The organism is Hydrogenophaga sp. (assembly GCF_028698005.1).
Lineage (GTDB): Bacteria > Pseudomonadota > Gammaproteobacteria > Burkholderiales > Burkholderiaceae_C > Hydrogenophaga.
The window spans coordinates 1-14,743 of the sequence record NZ_JAQVEJ010000018.1; the positions used below are offsets into that span (position 1 = coordinate 1).

15 protein-coding genes are annotated in these 14,743 nt (G+C 66.6%); all 15 read right to left on the minus strand.

What is annotated here, in order from left to right; translation table 11 throughout:
- On the minus strand, nucleotides 1–478 hold a 478-nt coding region (locus PHQ87_RS03405; protein WP_300231249.1), incomplete at its 3' end, for an SPFH domain-containing protein.
- A 22-nt stretch (nucleotides 479–500) separates the two neighbouring features.
- Nucleotides 501–1,826, minus strand: coding sequence for an FtsH protease activity modulator HflK (hflK, locus tag PHQ87_RS03410; protein WP_300231305.1), 1,326 nt, complete (start codon nucleotides 1,824–1,826; stop codon nucleotides 501–503).
- 98 nt (nucleotides 1,827–1,924) lie between these two features.
- Nucleotides 1,925–3,112 (minus strand): GTPase HflX, encoded by a 1,188-nt coding sequence (gene hflX / locus PHQ87_RS03415; protein ID WP_300231308.1) that lies wholly within the window; start codon nucleotides 3,110–3,112, stop codon nucleotides 1,925–1,927.
- A 57-nt stretch (nucleotides 3,113–3,169) separates the two neighbouring features.
- Entirely contained in the window at nucleotides 3,170–3,439 is a 270-nt protein-coding gene (gene hfq / locus PHQ87_RS03420; RefSeq protein WP_300231251.1) for an RNA chaperone Hfq, read from the minus strand.
- Nucleotides 3,440–3,505: 66 nt separating this feature from the next.
- A complete protein-coding gene (gene der / locus PHQ87_RS03425) occupies nucleotides 3,506–4,855 on the minus strand; it encodes a ribosome biogenesis GTPase Der (protein ID WP_300231253.1) in 1,350 nt (449 codons plus the stop codon).
- A gap of 40 nt (nucleotides 4,856–4,895) precedes the next feature.
- Entirely contained in the window at nucleotides 4,896–6,032 is a 1,137-nt protein-coding gene (gene bamB, locus PHQ87_RS03430) for an outer membrane protein assembly factor BamB (RefSeq protein ID WP_300231255.1), read from the minus strand.
- 8 nt (nucleotides 6,033–6,040) lie between these two features.
- Nucleotides 6,041–6,709 (minus strand): tetratricopeptide repeat protein, encoded by a 669-nt coding sequence (locus tag PHQ87_RS03435; protein WP_300231257.1) that lies wholly within the window; start codon nucleotides 6,707–6,709, stop codon nucleotides 6,041–6,043.
- 58 nt (nucleotides 6,710–6,767) lie between these two features.
- The gene (gene hisS, locus PHQ87_RS03440) at nucleotides 6,768–8,066 is read right to left on the minus strand and encodes a histidine--tRNA ligase (protein ID WP_300231259.1); all 1,299 of its coding nucleotides are present in this window, start codon (nucleotides 8,064–8,066) and stop codon (nucleotides 6,768–6,770) included.
- A gap of 47 nt (nucleotides 8,067–8,113) precedes the next feature.
- Nucleotides 8,114–9,409 (minus strand): flavodoxin-dependent (E)-4-hydroxy-3-methylbut-2-enyl-diphosphate synthase, encoded by a 1,296-nt coding sequence (gene ispG / locus PHQ87_RS03445; protein ID WP_300231261.1) that lies wholly within the window; start codon nucleotides 9,407–9,409, stop codon nucleotides 8,114–8,116.
- Between the two features lie 5 nt (nucleotides 9,410–9,414).
- Entirely contained in the window at nucleotides 9,415–10,308 is an 894-nt protein-coding gene (locus PHQ87_RS03450) for a helix-turn-helix domain-containing protein (RefSeq protein WP_300231263.1), read from the minus strand.
- Nucleotides 10,301–11,137, minus strand: a complete 837-nt coding sequence (gene pilW / locus PHQ87_RS03455) for a type IV pilus biogenesis/stability protein PilW (protein WP_300231265.1) — start codon at nucleotides 11,135–11,137, stop codon at nucleotides 10,301–10,303. The genes PHQ87_RS03450 and pilW overlap by 8 nt, the downstream gene beginning before the upstream one ends.
- Nucleotides 11,134–12,300: a 23S rRNA (adenine(2503)-C(2))-methyltransferase RlmN gene (gene rlmN, locus PHQ87_RS03460; protein WP_300231267.1), complete on the minus strand. Its 1,167-nt coding sequence runs from the start codon at nucleotides 12,298–12,300 to the stop codon at nucleotides 11,134–11,136. The genes pilW and rlmN overlap by 4 nt, the downstream gene beginning before the upstream one ends.
- 22 nt (nucleotides 12,301–12,322) lie before the next feature.
- A complete protein-coding gene (gene ndk, locus PHQ87_RS03465) occupies nucleotides 12,323–12,748 on the minus strand; it encodes a nucleoside-diphosphate kinase (protein WP_300231269.1) in 426 nt (141 codons plus the stop codon).
- A 92-nt stretch (nucleotides 12,749–12,840) separates the two neighbouring features.
- The gene (rluB, locus tag PHQ87_RS03470) at nucleotides 12,841–14,016 is read right to left on the minus strand and encodes a 23S rRNA pseudouridine(2605) synthase RluB (RefSeq protein ID WP_300231271.1); all 1,176 of its coding nucleotides are present in this window, start codon (nucleotides 14,014–14,016) and stop codon (nucleotides 12,841–12,843) included.
- Nucleotides 13,982–14,629 carry an SMC-Scp complex subunit ScpB gene (gene scpB / locus PHQ87_RS03475; RefSeq protein ID WP_300231274.1) on the minus strand — a complete coding sequence of 216 codons (648 nt, stop codon included), beginning with the start codon at nucleotides 14,627–14,629 and terminating at the stop codon, nucleotides 13,982–13,984. The genes rluB and scpB overlap by 35 nt, the downstream gene beginning before the upstream one ends.
- Between the last annotated feature and the right edge of the window lie 114 nt (nucleotides 14,630–14,743).

Here is a 14,743-nt window from a genome sequence, read left to right on the forward strand (position 1 = left end):
CGGCACCACGCACCGCTTCCAGCACTTCCCTTTTCACGTCGGCCATCAGTTGCTCGCGCTGCGTGTTCAGCAATTCCTTGAGTGTGCGTTTGTTCACCTCCTGCTGGAAGGAGTTGCGCACCACCCGATTGAGCTGCAGGGCGCCGGCGGCCTCGTTCAGGCCCACATTGCGGATGTAGGCCTGCGGGTCGCTGATGCGCCAGCGCACGTACCAGTCGATCACCACGCGCTGCTTCTCGGCCGTGAGCGTAGGCTCGGTGTCGTTGCTCTCCAGCGTCAGCAAACGCTTGTCGATGTAGGACACGTTCTGGAACGGCGGGGGGAGTTTGAAATTCAGCCCTGGCTCGGTGACCACCTGCTTGATCTGGCCGAGCTGGAACAGCACGCCAAACTGCCGCTGATCGACCACGAACAGCATGGAACTGGCCAAGGCCAGCGCCACCAGCAGCGACGAAATGAGGAATCCGATCTTGTTCATGTACTTGCTTCCTGTCCCCGACTCAGCGGCTGTCGCGGTCGCGCGAACGCGAGGCATTGGCGCTGGGCAGCGGCACCGAGGAGCCGGTCGGGGCCGATGACGATGGCACGCTGGTCGAGGCCGGTGGCGTGGCCTCCACCGCGCCCACCTGCATCAGCTTGTCCAGCGGCAGATACAGCAGGTTGGAGCCGGCACGCGAATCGACCACCACCTTGGTGGCATTGGTATAGACCTCCTGCATGGCATCGATGTACATGCGCTCGCGGGTCACCTGAGGCGCCTTCTGGTATTCGGCCAGCACCGATTTGAAACGCTGCGCATCACCTTCGGCCTGGGCCACGATACGGGCACTGTAACCTTCGGCCTCTTCGGTCAGGCGCGAGGCGGTACCACGAGCGCGCGGCACCACGTCGTTGGCATAGGCTTCGGCTTCGTTCTTGGCGCGGTCGCGCTCCTGGCTGGCCTTGAGAACGTCGTCGAACGCGGCCTGCACCTGCTCGGGCGGACGTACCCCACCCTGCTGCAGGTTCACACCGGCAATCTCGATGCCCACGTTGTAGCGGTCCAGGATGGTCTGCATCAGATTGCGCACGCGCGGCGCGATCTGGTCACGCTCTTCGGCCAACACCGCGTCCATTTTCATCTTGCCCACCACCTCGCGCACCGCCGTCTCGGCGGCCTTGACCACGGCGGCATCGGGATCGCGGCTTTCGAACAGGAAGGCGCGCGCATCGCTCAGGCGGTACTGGACAACGAACTTGATGTCGACGATGTTTTCGTCCTCGGTCAGCATCGACGATTCGCGGATCCCTGTGGCCGGAACGATCGTGTCCCGCCCGACATCGACCGAGCGCAACTGCGTCACAAACACCGTCTCGTGGCGTTGCACAGGGTATGGCAGGCGCCAGTTGAAGCCGGCGCCGACGGTGCTGTGGTACTTGCCGAACTGGGTGATGACGGCCTGCTGGCCTTCCTGCACGATGAAAAAGCCCGTGCCCAGCCAGATCAGCACAGCTACGCCAGCGATCAGGCCAACACCAATGCCGGTCGACTTGGGGCTGGGGTTGAAGCCGCCGGGCGTGCCGCCCTGACGACCTCCCCCCTGGCCACCGCCGCCGAACAGGCCGCCCAGCTTGCGGTTGAAATCGCGCCAGAGCTCATCCAGATCCGGGGGGCCCTGGTTGGGACCCTGCGGGCGCTGCTGTCCGTGGTTGGGCGGCCGCTGCTCATCCTGGCCACCTTCCTGGCGCGGACGCGGCTGCTCGGCAGACGAGCCATCGCCACCCCGGCCCCAGCGAGGATCGTTGAGGTTGAACATGCCCGGCAGAAAACGCAGCAAGCGCGACATCACTCCCTCGGGGCGGGCGGCCTGATGGGCCGAACGATTCATATGCATACCCTTCTGTAGAGAACCCGGTTCGGATCGAACACCCACATTGTGCCCAATCATGAGCCGCCTTCCCCGATTTCCGGGGTGAACCCGCTCTCGGGCAAGCGGCCACCGGCCCAGCCAGCCGCGGCCCGCTCGGCGAGCAGGGCCCGCAACTGAGGCAAACCCTGCCCCGTCCGCGCGCTGACGAAGATACGAGGCAGCCAATGACCATCGAGTTCCATCTGGTCCACCAGCACCGCAGGCTGCCGGGATGCATCCAGGGCATCGAGTTTGTTGAACACCAGGATCTGCGGCACCTGCGCGGCGCCGATGTCGTGCAGCACCTGCTGCACGGACGCCATCTGTTCCAGGTGCCCAGGATTGGAGGCGTCGACCACGTGCAGCAGCAGGTCGGCATCGGCCGCCTCCTGCAACGTGGCGGCAAAGGCATTGACCAGCCCGTGGGGCAGGTCGCGAATGAAGCCCACCGTGTCGGACAGCGACACCGAACGCCCTGCTTCGCCCAGATAGAGCTGGCGCGTGGTGGTGTCCAGCGTGGCAAACAACTGGTCGGCCGCGTAGGCGCGCGCCTTGACCAGCGCGTTGAACAGCGAGGACTTGCCGGCATTGGTATAGCCGACCAGCGAAATATTGAAGGCGTCGCGCCGTTCGCGCTGACGCCGCTGCGTGGCACGCTGGCGCTTGACCTTGTCCAGGCGCTCGCGCGTGCGCTTGATGGCTTCGGAAATCATGCGCCGGTCCAGCTCGATCTGGGTTTCACCCGGACCACCACGCATGCCGATGCCACCACTTTGCCTTTCCAGGTGCGACCAGCGACGCACCAGGCGCGTCTGCAGGTATTGCAAACGCGCGAGCTCGACCTGCAGCTTGCCTTCATGGCTGCGCGCGCGCTGCGCGAAGATGTCCAGGATCAGCAACGTGCGGTCGTTGACCGGCATGCCCAGGTGCCGTTCCAGATTGCGCTGTTGCGCCGGGCTCAGCGCCTGGTCGAACAGGACTTCGGACGCCCCTGTACTCTGGGCCAGCATCGCAATTTCATCGGCCTTGCCCGAGCCGACGAACAGGGCCGGGTCGGGCGCTTTGCGCTTGCAGGTCAGCCGGGCAGCAATGGTGTAACCGGCGGTCTGCGCCAGTTGGCCCAGCTCCTCGAGTTCGCCATCGAAGTGCGGCAAGCCGAAATCGACCCCGACAAGGATGACCGAGGGCGTGGTGGTGGGGGTGGGGGCGGACTGGCTCAACAGGGGGACATCAGGCCGCGATCACCGGGCCGGTGCGGGGCCCGGGAAAGGGCGCAGTGATCAGGAAGCAGCAGCGTCGTCCTGCGGGGCAACGCTGAACTGGACGGGACGACCGGGAACGATCGTGGAGATGGCGTGCTTGTAGACCATCTGGGTCACGGTGTTGCGCAGCAGCACGACGTACTGGTCGAACGATTCGATCTGGCCTTGCAGCTTGATGCCGTTGACCAGATAGATCGAAACCGGAATATGTTCGCGGCGGAGCTGGTTCAGAAACGGGTCTTGCAAAAGTTGGCCTTTGTTATTGCTCACGATATGCTCCGTGTTCAAGATTTGTTAAAGAGGGTTGCACAATACCACAGGCGCGGCGGACACTGCTGCCACCGCCGGCGATCCTCACTCGGTGTAGGGGTTGTGCGACGTGCGGAACTCGATGCGCAACGGCGTGCCGACCAGATCGAAGGCTTTGCGAAAGCGCCCTTCCAGGAAACGCCGATAGACCTCGGGCACGTGTTCGAGCGAATTGCCGTGAATCACAATCACCGGGGGGTTCATACCACCCTGGTGCGCATAGCGCATCTTGGGCCGGTACATGCCGGACTTGGGCGGGGCCTGAAAGGCCACCGATTCCTGCAGCAGTCGGGTCAGCAATGGCGTGGACATCTTGCGCATGGCTGACGCGTGGGCCTGTGCGATCGATTTCCACAGTGGCCCCAGACCCTGACGCTTGCGCGCCGAAATCAGATGCAGCGGCGCGAACTTCAGGAACGCCAGCCTGCTCTCCACCTGACGTTCGACCTGCTCACGCTGGTAGGCGTCGACCGCATCCCACTTGTTGATGGCAATCACCACCGCCCGACCGCTTTCCAGGATATAGCCGGCGATGTGGGCGTCCTGATCGGTCACACCCTGGGTGGCGTCGAGCAGCAGCAGGACCACATGGGCACTCTCGATCGCCTGCAGCGTCTTGACCACCGAGAACTTCTCGATCGCCTCGAACACCTTGCCCTTTCGGCGCAGGCCGGCGGTGTCGATCAGCTCGAACTGGCGGCCATTGCGCACGAAGGGCACGCTGATCGCATCGCGCGTCGTGCCCGGCATATCGAAGGCCACCAGCCGTTCCTCACCCAGCCAGGCGTTGATCAGGGTGGATTTGCCAACGTTGGGGCGCCCGGCCACCGCCAGGCGGATCGGCCCCTCGCCGGCTGGAGCCTCGGAGCCATCCTGTCCATCGTCCTCGTCGGCCAGGCCCGGCACCAGATCGAGCGCCTTGTCCAGCATGCTGCGCACACCCTGCCCGTGCGCACCTGACACCGGCATCACCTCGCCCAGGCCCAGCTCGTAGAACTCGACCATCTGCATGCCCTGGGTCATGCCCTCGGCCTTGTTGGCCACCAGCAGCGTGGGTTTGCCCAGGCGGCGCAGGTAGCGGGCGATGTCGTGATCCTGGGCGCTGAGGCCGGCACGCGCGTCCAGCACGAAGATGACCACGTCCGATTCGGCCACGGCCTGCCGGGTCTGCTTGGCCATCTCGCGGTAGATGCTGCCCTCGCCGGCATCCGGCTCGAAGCCCCCCGTGTCGATGACGATGAACTCCCGCTTGCCCGCCCGGCCGGAACCATAGTGGCGGTCGCGCGTGAGCCCGGAGAAATCGGCGACGATGGCGTCGCGCGTGCCCGTCAGCCGGTTGAAAAGGGTGGACTTGCCCACGTTCGGGCGTCCCACCAGGGCGATGACGGGTTTCACAGTATCAGATCCTTCAGTTTCAGGTCGTGCCCGGCGCCACTCACTGCGGCTGCCAGGCGAAAATACCGCCATTGCGGGTCTGCACCACCAGCGACTGGCCGGCCAGCAGCGGCGCACCCACAATGGCCGATCCATCCGTGCTCAGACGGGTCATCTCGCGACCATCCTCGCGCGAAACCAGGTGCACGGTACCGTTGGACTCACCGAAGGCCACGACACGACCCAGCGCCAGCGGCGCACTCAATTGACGCCACTTGAGACGGTCGGTGCTCCATGCCACCTCGCCCGAGGCCCGGCGCCAGGCCCGCAGCGTGCCGTCGGCCTCGCTGCCAAACACCAGGCTTTCATCGCCATGCACACCCGTCGTGCCCTGTGCCGGCTTGGTCCATGCCAGGATGCCGCGCTCGGCATCCACGCAGCCCACTGCCGCACTGTAGGCTCGCACGCACAGCGACGCACCCTGGCGGCTGAACGGCGCCACCAGATCAACCAGTCGCTCAACCTCGTTGGTGCCGCGGGACATCGCCACGGGCACCTCCCAGCGAACACTGCCGTTGAGCGGATGAAGTCCCGTCAGGCGGCCCGAGAGACCCACCACCAGCGTGTCGCCGACGGCCGTCAGCACGCCGGGTTGCTGCAGCACGAGCGGCTCGCCGGCACGCTGTTGCCGCCACAGACGCGCACCGGTGCGACCATCGAAGGCGAGCACGCTGCGCTCACCCGTCAGCACGAACACCCGCCGGCCAGCGACCAGCGGTGCGCTGAACACCCTCGACGGCAGGCGCACGCGCCACAACTCCTTGCCCGCCGCCATGGCCACCAGTTCGTTGCGCGTGGTCACCACGGCTGTGGTGTCGCCGTCCGAGCCCAGGCCAGTGGCAGCCGGCGCATCCAGTCGCACCTGCCAGATCTCCTTGCCCGAGCCCGTGTCCAGCGCGCGCACCGTGTTGTTGCTCCCCGCCACCAGCAACTGCCCCGCCGCGACGACCGGCACGGCCTGGTCAGGGACCTGGCCCACCTGGGCCGACCAGGCCAGGCGGGTGCCGATCAGCGACGCCACCGGTGGCAGCTCGGCCGGCTTGGGCCGCGCCGGCGCCGAGGAACAGGCCACCCCCAGCACGGCCGTGGCGAGTGCCATGGCGACCAAGGCCAGCCTCGGGAACTTGAAAGAAGACATCGCCATCATCAGAACTCCTTGGGCGGATTGAGCGAGGCCGGTGCCACCCCCAGCGAAGCCAGCTTCACCTCGACCAACTGGCGGTAGGGATTGTGCTCGCCCAGCGCTTTCCAGGCCGCCTCGAAGCGCTGACGCGCGTCATCGGTCTTGCCCTGGGCCAGCAGAATATCGCCCCGGCGGTCCTCGAACAGACCCTGGAACTCGGCTGGCACGGCACCGTCCAGTGCCTTCAAGGCATCGTCATGCCGGCCGGCATCCAGATCCAGGGCGGCCAGTCGCAGGCGTGCGACGGCGCGGAAGGCATCATCGGCGCCCTTGTCGGCCACCCAGACCAGGGCTGCTCGTGCGGACTCGGCCTTGCCCTGCTCGAACAGGGTCCGGGCCGCCAGCAAGGCCGCCTGCGAAGCCTGCGCGGTCGAAGCAAAGCGGTCCTTCATCTCGGACAGTGCCCCTTCGAGCCGGGAGGTGTCGGGAGCCAGCGCGGCACGCTCGACCTCGTCGTACAGCGCGGCCGCCTTGGTGGCCTGCGAGCGCTGCCAGTACTGCCAGCCATTCCAGGCCGCCGTGGCACCGGCCACGGCAATCAGCACCCAGGTGATGAGGTTGCCGTATTGCGCCCAGAAATGTTTGAGTTGGTCGAGCTGTTCCTGCTCTTCGAGGTCGAGGTGTTTGGCCATGTGTCGTCCGTGAAATCCAGTCGGGATTGTATGCAGCGCCCCGGTACGCCGTGGCGCTTCAGGCGTTCACGAGCCGCGGCGCCCAGTTCGCGACGTCGGCCAGGTCCAGCAATTGCTGCCCGGACGCGGAATCGCTCCGTTCACCCCGCAACGACTTCAGGGCCACCTGGCCCTGGGCCAGTTCCTGCTCGCCAAAAATCAGCGCGAAACGTGCGCCGCTGGCATCGGCCTTCTTGAATTGCGATTTCATGCTGCCCATGCCCTCGTTGCCCTGGGCATGCATGAGCACCGAGACACCCGCCTGGCGCAGCGAGCGCAGCACGTTCAAGGCGACCGGCACTGCGGCGGCATCGGGGATCACGGCATAGGCGTCCGGCACCGGTACCGGCGGCAGGCTTTGTTGCGCCTTGAGCAGCTCCAGGATGCGTTCGACGCCCAGCGCCCAGCCCACGGCCGGGGTCGCCTTGCCACCGATCTGCGCGAACAGGCCGTCGTAGCGGCCACCGGCGCACACCGTGCCCTGCGCGCCCAGTTCGGTGGTCACGAACTCGAACACGCTCAGGTTGTAGTAGTCCATGCCGCGCACCAGGCGCGGGTTGATGCGGTAGCTCACGCCCTGCTTTTCCAGCAGCTTGCGCCAGGTGTCGAAATGGCGCAGCGAGTCGGCACCCAGGAAGTCCATCAGCTTGGGCGCGGCTTCCACCAGTGCCTGCATCGCCGGGTTCTTGGTGTCCAGGATGCGCAGCGGGTTGCTGTACAGGCGCCGCTTGGCGTCCTCGTCCAGTTGGTCGGCATGCGCCTCCAGATGCGCGATGAGCGCCTGCCGGTGCGCCAGGCGCTCGGCCGGCTGGCCCAGACTGTTGATCTCCAGCGCGATGTCTTTCAAGCCCAGTTCGGCCCAGAGATCACAGGCCAGCACGATCAGCTCGGCATCGACATCGGGTCCGGCAAAGCCCAGCGCCTCGACGCCGATCTGGTGGAACTGGCGGTAGCGGCCACGCTGCGGGCGTTCGTGGCGGAACATCGGACCGATGTAGAACAGCCGCTTGCCACCGTCGTAGGTCAGGTTGTGCTCGATGGCCGCGCGCACCACGCCCGCCGTGCCCTCCGGGCGCAGGGTCAGGTGCTCGCCGTTGAGCTTGTCCTCGAAGGCGTACATCTCCTTCTCGACGATGTCGGTCACCTCGCCCAGGCCGCGCACGAACAACGCGGTGGGTTCGACGATCGGTGCGCGGAAGTTGCGATAGCCGTAGCGCCGCATCAGGTCGCGCACGCGCTCTTCGAGCCATTCCCAGTGCGCCGAGTCGGGCGGCGCGATGTCGTTCATGCCTTTGACGGCGCTCAGTTTTTCTGCCATGTGGATGTGGGGGTCCGGTTCGCCATGGTTCACCGACGCCGTGCGCGTCAGGACCTGGCCCCGAAACGTTCTTGGATGTAGTTTTCGACGATGCCCTGGAATTCGCGCGCAATGCCCTCGCCGCGCAAGGTCATGGCCTTCTGCCCATCGATGTACACCGGCGCGGCGGGCGCCTCGCCGGTGCCCGGCAGGCTGATGCCGATGTCGGCATGCTTGCTCTCGCCGGGGCCATTGACGATGCAACCCATGACGGCGACCTTGAGCCCCTCGACCCCGGGATAGCGGGAGCGCCACAGGGGCATCGAGGCGCGCAGGAAGTCATCGATTTGCTTGGCCAGTTCCTGGAAGGTGGTGCTGGTCGTGCGCCCGCAGCCCGGGCAGGCCGTGACGCTGGGCACGAAAACGCGCAGGCCCAGCGCCTGCAGGATTTCGGAGGCGACCACCACCTCCTGCGTGCGCGCCTCGCCCGGCTGGGGCGTGAGGGAGACGCGGATGGTGTCGCCGATGCCCTGCTGCAGCAGCACCGACAGCGCCGCGGTGGACGCCACCGTGCCCTTGGTGCCCATGCCGGCCTCGGTCAGGCCCAGGTGCAGCGGGTTGTCGCAGCGCTGCGCCAGCGCCTGATAGACAGCGATGAGGTCCTGCACGCCGCTGACCTTGCACGAGAGCATGATCTGCTCACGCGGCAGCCCGATGGACTCTGCCTTGTGCGACGACCCGATGGCCGAGGTGATGAGCGCCTCGTACATCACCTGGCGTGTGTCCCAGGGCTGCGCGCGCGCGGCGTTCTCGTCCATCAGGCGGGCCAGCAGTTCCTGGTCGAGACTGCCCCAGTTGACGCCGATGCGCACGGCCTTGCCCAGGCGGGCAGCGATCTCGACCATCTGCGCGAACTGGCGGTCGCCCTTCTCGCCCTTGCCGACGTTGCCGGGGTTGATGCGGTACTTGGACAGGGCTTCGGCGCAGGCCGGGTGGTCGGACAAGAGCTTGTGGCCGTTGTAGTGAAAGTCGCCGATCAAGGGCACGTTCACGCCCATGCGGTCAAGCTGTTCGCGGATGTAGGGCACGGCCTTGGCCGCCTCGTCGTTGTTGACGGTGATACGCACCAGCTCGGAGCCCGCCTGCGCCAGCTCCTTGACCTGGATCGCCGTGGCAATCGCGTCGGCCGTGTCCGTATTGGTCATGGACTGCACGCGCACCGGCGCATCGCCGCCGATCGTGATGCGGTGATCCCCCCAGGCCACGACCCCCTGCAGGCTGCGGCGCACGCTGGCTTCGCCCAGCGCGATGGGCGCCTGCGGCGCGGCTGCCGGCAGGTCACGGTCGATTACCCGGGATTCCATGGTTTTCACTTCACCTCGAAACGGGCCACGCTGTTGCGGGCCAGCGGCAGCACGTCAAACGGCTTGCCGCGAACAGACACATCCACCTGATCGGCACGGCCCAGTACCACGGTGTAGGGGGGAGAAGTAGAGAAGTCCAGCGCATCCCCGGCCCGCATCATGCGCTGGACCACCACCGCGCCATGACCGTTGGTGACCTCCACCCAGGAGTCCCCGCGCGCCGTCAGCACCAACAGCCCCGCCGCCACAGGCGCGTCCCCGGTGGCCGCCGCTGTGTCAGCAGTCGACACGGCGGGCACCGTGTCATTGCCCGGCGCAGGCACGGCACCCTCACCCGGCGACTCGCTGACCGGCGCTTCGCCCTGAGTCGGCGCCACGGCCCCCTGGAGCAGCGGCGCCACGACCGGCGTTTCGCTGGCGGAAGAGACCGGCTCGGCCACCACGTCGTTCTGAACGGCCGGCGTCAACCAGCCGGACCAGGGCATGTTCTCGGGCAACAGCATCACCACCACAGCAGCGAGCACCAGGACACCAGCCAGCCAGGCCGCCTTCTTCATGCCACCGGACCCGACGGCGGCACTGCCACCCAGGTCCACCGCCGACGTGCGGAACGGCGCGCTGATGGCCCGGGGAATCTCGCCCAGGGTCGCGTCAGGATGCGGAATTTCATCCAGCACCGGCCCCGGATCGACCTGCAGGTGTCGGCAGACGCTGGACGCCAGGGCACGCGCAAACACCATGTCGGGCAACTCATCGTAGCGCCCCTCTTCGAGCGCTTCGAGCTTGTGCACCGGCACTTTCAGCGCGGAAGCCAGGGCGACGATATGCAAGCCGGCTTCCTCGCGCGCCCGGCGCAACCGGACCGGGGCCACGGTCTCGTGCATGGTGGACTCAGTCATGATGCCCCCCTCGCCGGTAAGAGGCCGCCTCACGCGACTGGGGGAAGCGGCGCAGCAGTTGCTGGCCCAGCTGCTCGGCCGCCTGCGTCTCGCCCAGACGGCGCTCGATACCGATACCCAGCCAGAGGGATTCCGCGTTGGCCTGCTCGGAATTGTTCAGGCGGCGTGCATAGAACTGCGCCCGCACGTACTCGCCCCGGCGGTACAGCAAGCGGGCCAGGTTGTAGGCCGACACCGGGTTGGCCGCATCCAGCTCATAGGAGCGGGCGAAGCTGCCTTCCGCCTCGGCCAGCTGCCCCATCTGGACCTGGCAGATACCCTTGGCCATGAGGGTCTTGGCCTGGCCGCCGTAGACCGGGCTGGCCAGCGCCTGCTGGAACAGTTCGATCGCCTGCGGGCGGCGACCCTGGAGACACTGGAACCAGCCGTAGTTGTGCAATGCGTCCGGATCGCGCGGACTGATCTGCAGGGCACGCCGGAAGCTGTCTTCAGCCAGCCGGTTGTCATTCAGGCGCATGTAGACGAGGCCCCGCAACACATAGGCCGGGGCATAGGTCGGGTCGGCGGCCAGCGCCTGCTTGATCTCGTCCAGGGCGACCGTCGCCTTGCCCTGCTCGAAATAACCCGTGGCCAGTTCCACGCGCAGGCGGGCACGCGTTCGAGCCTCCGGCTCGTCGGATTCCGTCAGAGGTTCTGTGGCCTGCCCACCTGTCGCGCCGCCAGGCCCGCTGGCACAGCCGGCAAGCGCGGCCAGGAGCACCAGGCTCGAGGCCAGCAGGCCGAGCCGCCCTCGCGGGGCGGCGCCGGCAGACGGTGAAACAAGGCTCATGCCGAATCCTCCTGATGAGTAGTCTGTGGAAGGCTAGGCACCACCTTGACTGGGTGGACGCCAGCCGCGCGCAGTTGCGCCATGCGTCGAGCCGCCTGGGTACGGTCCAGCACGTCACCGGCCAACTGGCCGCAGGCGGCATCGATGTCGTCGCCCCGCGTCTTGCGCACGGTGGTGACGATTCCGCCCTCGTTCAGCATCTGGCCGAAGCGCAGCACAGTGCTGCGCGGCGAGCATTTCAGACCGGAATCCGGGAACGGGTTGAACGGAATGAGGTTCAGCTTGCAGGGCACGCCGGTGCCGCCATGCCCACGCAGCAGCGCCAGCAGTTGCTGCGCATGCTCGGGCTGGTCGTTGACACCGTCGAGCATGCAGTACTCGAACGTGATGAAATCGCGCGGCGCCGCGGGCAGGTAGCGCAGGCAGGCGTCGAGCAGTTCGGCGATCGGGTACTTGCGGTTCAGCGGCACGAGGCCGTCGCGCAACGCATCGTTGGGTGCGTGCAGCGACACCGCCAAGGCCACCGGGCAGTCCTTGGCCAGGCGGTCGATCATCGGCACCACGCCGGAGGTCGAGACCGTCACGCGCCGGCGCGACAGGCCATAGGCGTGGTCATCGAGCATGACCCTCAGGGCCGGCACCAGCGCACCGTAGTTCTGCAGCGGCTCGCCCATGCCCATCATCACCACGTTGGTGATCACGCGTTCCTTGCTGTTCAGGTGCTGGCGCAGGTAGTGCTCGGCGTACCAGAGCTGGGCGAGGATCTCGCCGGTGGTGAGGTTGCGCGAAAAACCCTGATGGCCGGTGGAGCAGAAGCGGCAGCCAACCGCGCAGCCGGCCTGCGAGGACACGCACAGCGTGCCACGGTCATCTTCGGGAATGAACACCGTCTCGACGGCGTTGCCGTCACCCACATCGAACAGCCACTTGATGGTGCCGTCAGCCGAATCCTGGCGCGAGAGCACGGGCAACGGCGTGATGGAGCAGACGGACGGGAGCTTCTCGCGCAGGCTGCGCGCGAGATCGGTCATCTCGTCGAAGCGGGATGCCCCCTTCTGATGGATCCAGCGAAAAAGCTGGACGGCGCGGAAGCGCTTTTCGCCCAGCTTTTCGCAAAAGGCGGCCAAGCCCTCGAGATCGAAGTCGAGCAGATTGACCGTCATGGCATGATGAACGCGCCGGATCTCAGCGCGAATAGACGTTCATGCCAGGGAAGAAGAAGGCCACTTCCACGGCAGCGGTTTCAGGGGCGTCGGAGCCATGCACGGCATTGGCGTCGATGCTGTCGGCGAAGTCGGCGCGGATGGTGCCGGGGGCAGCCTTCTTCGGGTCGGTGGCACCCATCAGGTCGCGGTTCTTGGCGATGGCGCCTTCACCTTCGAGGACCTGGATCATGACCGGGCCGGACACCATGAAGTCCACCAGATCCTTGAAGAAGGGGCGCTCCTTGTGCACGGCGTAGAACTGCTCGGCCTCGGCGCAGGACAGGTGGGCCATCTTGGCGGCCACGATCTTCAGACCGGCAGCCTCGAAGCGAGCGTAGATCTGGCCGATGACATTCTTGGCAACGGCGTCGGGCTTGATGATGGACAGGGTACGTTCGATGGCCATGATATTCCTTGGAATTGTGTAGGTAAAAGAGTTCCTTGCGCTGCTGACCGCAAAGCTTGCGATTCTACAACGGCGCCTTCCGGATCAACCCGTCAGCGCCCCGCATTCCGGCCCGGCTTGCGCCGGCTTGCCGCCGGTCGCCGTGCGTCCTGTTCCCGCTTGCGCTGCATGGCGTCCTGGCCGATGTAGCCCAGAGAGGTCTTCATGGGGTCGGGGCCCTGCTTTCCGCCCCGATTGCGCTTGTCGCCGCCGGCACCGGCTCGCCGGTCCGGTGCCGGCGCGCCTGCAGCGGGGCGCTGCGGGCCGCCCGCACCACGCGGACCACCCTTGCGGAACCCCGCCTTGCCACCGGCGCGACGCCCGCCGGTCTCGGCCGGCGTCGCTCGCGGCAGGCCGGCGGCATCCGCCAGACGAAGCACATCCTGCAGGGGCAGCTCCACCCAAAGACCACGCCTGAGCCCACGCGGCAGCACCACGGCACCATAGCGGATCCGGATCAGGCGGCTGACCGCATGGCCAACGGCCTCGAACATGCGGCGCACCTCGCGGTTGCGGCCTTCGGCAATGGTCACCCGGTACCAGCAGTTGGCGCCTTCACCGCCACCGTCTTCGATGGTGCCGAACTGCGCCACCCCGTCATCAAGCTGCACTCCCGAGAGCAGGCGCTGCTTTTCTTCGTTGGACAGGGCGCCCAGCACGCGTACGGCGTACTCGCGCTCCAGACCGAAACGCGGATGCATGAGCCGGTTGGCCAACTCACCCGAATTGGTCAGCAGCAGCAGGCCCTCCGTGTTGAGGTCCAGCCGACCCACCGACTGCCACTTGCCCTGCGGCAGGCGGGGCAGACGGCGGAACACGGTTGGCCGGTTCTGCGGGTCGTCGTGCGTCACCACTTCACCGGACGGCTTGTGATAGGCGAGCACGCGTGGCGGTGGTGGCGCGATGCGCAGGCGCACCGGCTTGCCATTGATCTTCACGCTGTCGCCATGCTGGATGCGTTGCCCGATATGGGCCGGTTCGCCATTGACCGAGATCCGCCCCTCCAGGATCATCTGCTCCATTTCCAGGCGCGAACCCATGCCGGCCTGCGCGAGCACCTTGTGCAGCTTGGGTGACTCGGGTTGCGGCGCCAGCACGCGCTTGGGCGGCGCTGCCTGGGATTCTTGCTCGGCATCGAAGGCGCCGCTGACGACCTCCTCGAATCGCAGCGCGTCGTCCGCTGCCAGGGCCTGTTCAACGGGGGGATTCGGTGGCGTTGCCGGGTTCATGATCGGACAATGGGGCTTGGTCGGAAGGGGGTTCATCGGCAGGCGACAGGGAAGCACCCAGCGCCTCGAAATCCAGGCGATCGAGTGCGGACTCCTGCACTTCGTTGCCTTCGAGCGGTGGCAGTTGATCCAGCGAGGCGAGCCCAAGGTCGTCCAGGAACTGCCGCGTGGTTGCGAGCAGCGCCGGACGTCCCACCGTTTCGCGGTGACCGATCACCTCGACCCAGCCACGGTCCTCGAGCTGTTTGATGATGGAAGAAGCGATGGTCACGCCACGGATCTCCTCCATGTCACCACGGGTCACGGGCTGCCGGTAGGCGATGATCGCCAGCGTCTCCATCACGGCGCGGCTGTAGCGTGGTGGTTTTTCCGGGTGCAGGCGATCCAGGTAGTGGCGCATCTCGGGGCGGCTCTGGAAGCGCCAGCCACTGGCCACCCGGACCAGCTCCACCCCCCGGTCCGCCCACTCCAGTTGCAGATCGGTCAGCAGCGTCTTGATCGTGTCGGGCGACAGTTCGTCATCGAACAACACGCCCATATCGCGCAGGCTCATCGGCTGCTGGGCGCAGATCAGTGCGGTTTCGAGGACGCGACGGGCATCCGTGGTGTTCATCGCATCAGGTATCTGGTGGAAGGGTCTGCGCGGCGACAGACCCGGCTTGCGGGAGTCCGGAAGACTATCAGGGAACACGGCGTGCGCGGACAGACACGCCATGCGATGCGGCCA